The following is a 5,390-nucleotide window of genomic DNA, read 5'->3' as shown; positions in this document are numbered from 1 at the left end:
GTAGCGCAGTTTGTCCAGGTAGCGGTGGCCGACTTTGGCGGTGTGCTGGGGGGTTACGTCGGGGGTGTCGTTCTCCACTATGTACTCCAGGACCGAGTGCCTGCGGAAGATCCGGGCAAAGTCGATCATCCCGGTGCCCAGGTCGGCCATGTCGCCGTCGGCGGCGTGCCGGTCCTTGACGTGGTACTGGAGGGTCCGCTGCGGCGCGGACCGGATGACGTCGAGGGTGAAGCCCTCGGGGTCGGCCGCGCCGTCACCGGACTGGATGCCGCCGGTGACCGCCCAGTAGATGTCGATCTCCAGGTGGACGAGCCGGGGGTCGAGCTCCTCGGTGAGTACGTCCCAGGGCCGCCGCCCGTTACCGAGGTCGATGGTGAACTCGTGGGCGTGGTTGTGGTAGCCGTACCGCAGGCCGGCTCGGGCCGCCGCGGCGGCCTCGACGTTCATCTGCTCCGCCCAGCGCTTCCAGTCGTCGGCATTCTCGGAGTACAGATACGGCACCACCATGAACTTCTGACCCAGCGTGACCGCGTTCGTGATCTTCTGACGCAGGGCGGCGGGGGTCTCGCTGATTCCGTCATGGCTGGAGGTGGCCTTGATCCGGATGCTGTCCAGGAAGCGGCGCAGCTGGGCGGCGCTGCGCCCGAAGTAGCCCAGCGCCAACTCCACCCGGGGGTAGCCGATCCGGGCGAGATGCCGCAGCGTGGCATCGTACCCAGGCTCGCCGTTGAGCGCGTCGCGGACCGTCCAGAGCTGGATGCTGACCAGCCCCGGTGGCACCCGCCGCCGGCCGTGGTGCCCGGGGCCGCCGGCCGACGCGGCGCCCGCGCCGACCCCCGACGCGGCGCCCGCGCCGACCCCCGACGCGGCAAGCCCGACACCTGCCGCCGCCGCCAGCGAACCGCGCAGCAGACCCCGTCTGTCGATCATGGATCGCCGCAACGCGGCCATCCCGTCGTAGCCGTAACACATGGTGACTCCTCTACTGGTTCTGGGTGCCCGGCACGATGACGACCTCGTCCGTCCCGCTCAGCGCGGGCAGGCCCTCGCCACCGGGGTCGGTGTAGTTGGCGACGAAGACGGCGGACAGGTTGTCGGTCGCCGGGTCGTGACCGGACGGCACGGTGGTGAGGATCGAGCCGGTGCAGCCGTTGGCGGTGGTCTGCGGGTGCCCGTGGTCGTCGTGACCGAGGACGTAGGTCACGCTGACCCGGGCGCAGTCCACCGGCTGGTCGTCGGTGACCCGCACCTCGTACCGGACGGTGTCGCCGAAGTTGAACGGCTGACCCGGCACCGGCGCGACCAGCTCGACCACCGGCGCGGCGTTGCCGACCACGACCCGCACCGACGCGGAGGCCGAGCGACCACGCGGGTCGGTCACCTTCAGCGTCGCCTCGTAGCTGCCGTTCTCGCGGTACGTGTAGGTCGGGTTCGCCGCCCGCGAGTCGACCCGGTTGTCGTCGTCGAGGTACCACTCGTACCGGAGCCGGTCACCGTCCGGGTCGGTGGTGCCATCGCTGGAGAACTCGACGGTCAGCGGCGCGAGTCCGTTGGTCACCGTGGCCGCCACCTGCGGGATCGGGCTGTGGTTGCCGTCCCAACCGATGTGGTCGATCCGGGACAGTTGGGCGTCCGGGTTCTCGCTGAAGTAGCCGTCACCGTATTCGAGCAGGTAGAGCGCGCCGTCCGGACCGAACTCCAGGTCCATCGGGTTGTCGAAGACGACCGAGGGGAGCACCGACTCGATGTCGCTGAGCCGACCGCGCCGGTCCAGCTCGAACGCCTTCACGTAGTCCCGCGTCCACTCGTAGAACAGCGGCTTGCCGTCGTAGTACGCGGGCCAGCCGGACGGGTTGCGGCCCCGGGTGGTCGCCCGGTCGAAGTCGTACGCCGGACCGGCCATCGGCCCGATGCCGCCCGTGCCCAGCTCCGGGAACTGCGGGGAGAGCCCGTAGCTGTACCACACCTCCGGCTGCTGCACCGGCGGGAGCTTGCGCAGCCCGGTGTTGTTCGGCGACTCGTTCACCGGCGCCGTGCAGTTGAACGGCTCACCCGACGTGTTGGTGGCGAAGTCGTAGTCGAGGTACGGCTGGTCCAGGGTGATGCAGTAAGGCCAGCCGTGGTTGCCGGCCTTGCCGGCGACGAGCCACTTGCCGTGCCCGGCCGGGCCGCGCCGCGGATCGGGCTGGCCGGCGTCGGGGGAGTAGTCGCCGACGTACAGCTCGTCGGTGGCCCGGTTCAACTCGATCCGGAACGGGTTACGCAGGCCCATCAGGTAGATCTCCGGGCGGGTCTGCGGCGTCCCCTTCTTGAACAGGTTCCCGCTGGGAATGGTGTACCCGCCCTTGGCGCCCACCTTGATCCGCAGGATCTTGCCGCGCAGGTCGTTGGTGTTGGCCGAGCTGCGCTGCGCGTCGTACGCCGGGTGGCGACCGTCCCGCTCGTCGATCGGCGCGTAGCCGCCGGACTCGAACGGGTTGGTGTCGTCACCTGTGGACAGGTACAGGTTGCCCTTGGCGTCGAAGACGATGTCCCCGCCGACGTGGCAGCAGATGCCCCGGTCGACAGGCACGTCGATGATCTGCTGCTCGGTGGCCAGGTCCAGCTTGTCGGAGATCAGACGGAACCGGGACAGCCGGAGCACTCCCCGGAAGGGCGCGAAGTCCTCCTCGTCGCCCCAGCCCGGCGCGTCACCCTCGTTGACGTCCGGAGTGGCCGGATCGTCGACCGGGGTGTTCATCGGCGGCGAGTAGTACAGGTAGACCCAGTTGTTGCCGCGCTTGCCGAAGTCGGGGTCGATCGCGACGTTCTGGAGCCCCTCCTCGTCGTGCTGGTACACGTCCAGGGTGGCGGCGATGGTGTTGCGGCCGGTGTCCGGGTCGTGCAGCCAGACATCGCCCGCGCGGGTCACGTGCAGCACCCGGCGGTCGGGCAGCACGGCGAGGTCCATCGGCTCGCCCGGGCGGTCGTTGAGGGTGACCTTCTGGAAGTTGGTCTCTGCGGGAGGGCTGGTCGTGCCTGCGGTGGCCGTCGGGCTGGTGGGCGCGGCCATCGAGGTGGCGGGTGGGGCGACGAGCGCGATGGTCGTCAGGCCCGCCACGGCGAGCGCGAGTCGTCTCTGCAACTGCCTCTCCTTCTGCTGGGGACGTGATCGGGGGCAGATCGGGGACGTCCGGTCCGGAGGTTTCCTTCCGTGTTGACGAGGCTCGGGACAGCAGGGGCCCGCCCGTCGTCGTGCGACGCGGGCTCAAGGACCGAGCGGGATGGGTAGGACGGGTGGAGGTGGGCTGCCTTGTTCACCTCGACGTAACATCTCGGGTGAAGCTAACAAAAGCGATGTCGATGTGTCTATGGCTTCCGGCTGACTCGGTCAAAACTTTCCATCAACAGAACGAAAGCCACGTCAGCGCTGGTGGGACCGGCGCACAGGTCGATGGGTCGCACCGCTCGCCGCCCACCCGCCCGATGGTGGCCCGTTCACCGGCGGCGCGCCGCGCGCAGGTGTCCGATCAGGATCTCGACCGGGATCCCCAGCACCCCGGCCAGCAGTGTCAGCGGCTCCGGATGGCCGGTGGCGTTCAACTCCTCGTAGATCTCCAACAGGCCACGCAGTCGGGCGTCGGCCTCCTCCGGCCGCGCCGGCAACCCGGCCAACCGCTGCTGCACGTACCGGCGCGTCACGGCGCGGTCCGCGACGGTGTCTCCGCCGCACGGCCGCAGCTGGTGCTTGGTGGGCACGATGCGCTCCCCTCAGTCGGTGGCGAGGCCGGGGCCGACCCAGCCAGCCCCGCCGGCGGTCCGGTGCTGACCGGTGACGATCAGATGCGACTCCATCCGTGCTCCCTTCCTGGGTCGGTGGTGTCTCTTGGTAGGAGTCCGCTGGGTGCGGTTTCGTACCAAGATCAGCAGGTGAGATCAGAAGAAGCGGGCGCGAACTGGTCCGCTGTGTGGGCTGCCGGCTGGCTTGCGCAGGTAGGTTTGGCCGTGTGCAGCACGAACCGAACGACTCTGGGTTGGCTGACCTCGTGCACCGGTTGCGTCGGTTCGCCGACGAGCGGGACTGGCAGCGATTCCATACCCCGAAGAACCTGTCGATGGCGCTCGCCGGAGAGGTCGGCGAACTGCTGGCGGAGTTGCAATGGCTCACCCCTGAGGAGTCCGTCAGGGTGATGACCGATCCGGAGCACGCCGCTCGGGTGCGAGCCGAAATCGGCGACGTCATGATCTACCTGGTCCGGCTGAGCGATGTGCTGGGAATCGACCTCGTGGCAGCCGCCACGGAAAAGTTGTCTGACGCCGCCCGCCGCTATCCGGTTGAGCAGTCATATGGATCGGCAGCCAAGGCCCTGACGGCCGACAGCGGCTAGCTCGTCGTTGCGGCCTTGATCCGACTCGATAAGGTGCTCAGAGCCAAGCGGTCCGACGGGCTTCCGGTGCACGGACATGCCCCCCATCCGCACGATCACTTCGTGCTGCCTGGGGGCATGTGCCGATGTCGGCGTTTCGTACGTCCGCCGCTAGCCTGCTGCGTCTCGCCGCTGACGGCACACTCGCAGACCGGGTCGCCGAGCACTTGTGGGCAGTGCGCCAAGGCGTGAGCCCGGCTGAGCGGCGGTCATGGACGAATAGCTTGCCGGTGCTGGCCCAGGATCTCGCCGACGCCGGCCTCGGTCAGGTAGAGGTGCTTGTCGAATACCAGCTGCCGTTGACTAGCCGGCGGATCGACGCGGTGCTCGCCGGGGTCGATCCGCGCAGCGGAGACGATTCCTATCTGGTCGTTGAGCTGAAACAGTGGTCCTACGCGACCGCTTACGAGGAATCCGAAACCTTGGTTGCCGTAGAGCACGCGCGCGGCGCGCGACTGCACCCCGGTGTGCAGGTGGAGGACTACTGCCAGTACCTCACCGATTTCCTTGGAATCCTGGGTCGCCAGCGGTATCCGCTGCATGGGGCCGCATACTTGCACAACGCTGTCGACCGGGACGTCGCCGATCTGCTCGACCGCCCAGGCACCGAGCAGAGCCGGCTCTTCACCAAGCAGCGTCGCGGGCAGTGGCTTGAGTACCTTCGGTCCCGATTTGCGCCGAAGTCTGGTGCTGCTGCCGCCGACCGTTTCCTCACCAGCACCGTTCGGCCAAGCCGGCATCTGTTGCGGTACGCGGCACAGGAACTCAAGGAACGGCCCCAGTTCACCCTGCTCGACGAGCAGCACGTCGCGTACGAGTTGGTGTTGCATGCGGTGGAGTGGGCCCGGCAGGCGAACTGTCAAGCCCCGGGTTTGATGGACAGTTGGTTAGCTGGTTTTCAGGGGTGCGGGGACCGGGTGGGTCATCGCGTGTAGGGCCTCGTGTTCGGCGGGTGGGATGTGTCCGAGTTCGCCGTGCAGCCGG

Annotated in this window: 5 protein-coding genes; 1 reads left to right on the top strand and 4 read right to left on the bottom strand. The window is 68.4% G+C overall.

Annotated features, from left to right (window positions below; translation table 11 throughout):
• From C1I93_RS27795 to C1I93_RS27785, 3 genes are all read right to left on the bottom strand, one after another.
• The coding region (locus C1I93_RS27795) for a sugar phosphate isomerase/epimerase family protein (protein WP_111246233.1) at nucleotides 1–972 on the bottom strand (972 nt) is incomplete at its 3' end.
• Nucleotides 973–982: 10 nt separating this feature from the next.
• Nucleotides 983–3,124, bottom strand: a complete 2,142-nt coding sequence (locus C1I93_RS27790; RefSeq protein ID WP_223256403.1) for a PQQ-dependent sugar dehydrogenase — start codon at nucleotides 3,122–3,124, stop codon at nucleotides 983–985.
• Between the two features lie 353 nt (nucleotides 3,125–3,477).
• Entirely contained in the window at nucleotides 3,478–3,738 is a 261-nt protein-coding gene (locus C1I93_RS27785; protein WP_111246230.1) for a hypothetical protein, read from the bottom strand.
• Between the two features lie 248 nt (nucleotides 3,739–3,986).
• Between C1I93_RS27785 and C1I93_RS27780 the strand changes: the two genes are divergently transcribed.
• Nucleotides 3,987–4,367, top strand: coding sequence for a nucleotide pyrophosphohydrolase (locus C1I93_RS27780; protein WP_223256404.1), 381 nt, complete (start codon nucleotides 3,987–3,989; stop codon nucleotides 4,365–4,367).
• 248 nt (nucleotides 4,368–4,615) lie between these two features.
• On the opposite strand, the gene C1I93_RS31810 is transcribed toward C1I93_RS27780, so the two are convergent.
• Nucleotides 4,616–5,212, bottom strand: a complete 597-nt coding sequence (locus C1I93_RS31810; protein WP_181445361.1) for a hypothetical protein — start codon at nucleotides 5,210–5,212, stop codon at nucleotides 4,616–4,618.
• Between the last annotated feature and the right edge of the window lie 178 nt (nucleotides 5,213–5,390).

Origin of the sequence: Micromonospora endophytica, from assembly GCF_003236305.1 — a bacterium.
Lineage (GTDB): Bacteria > Actinomycetota > Actinomycetes > Mycobacteriales > Micromonosporaceae > Micromonospora > Micromonospora endophytica.
Note: the sequence above shows the minus strand (reverse complement) of the source record. Positions and strands in the feature narration are given on the sequence as shown.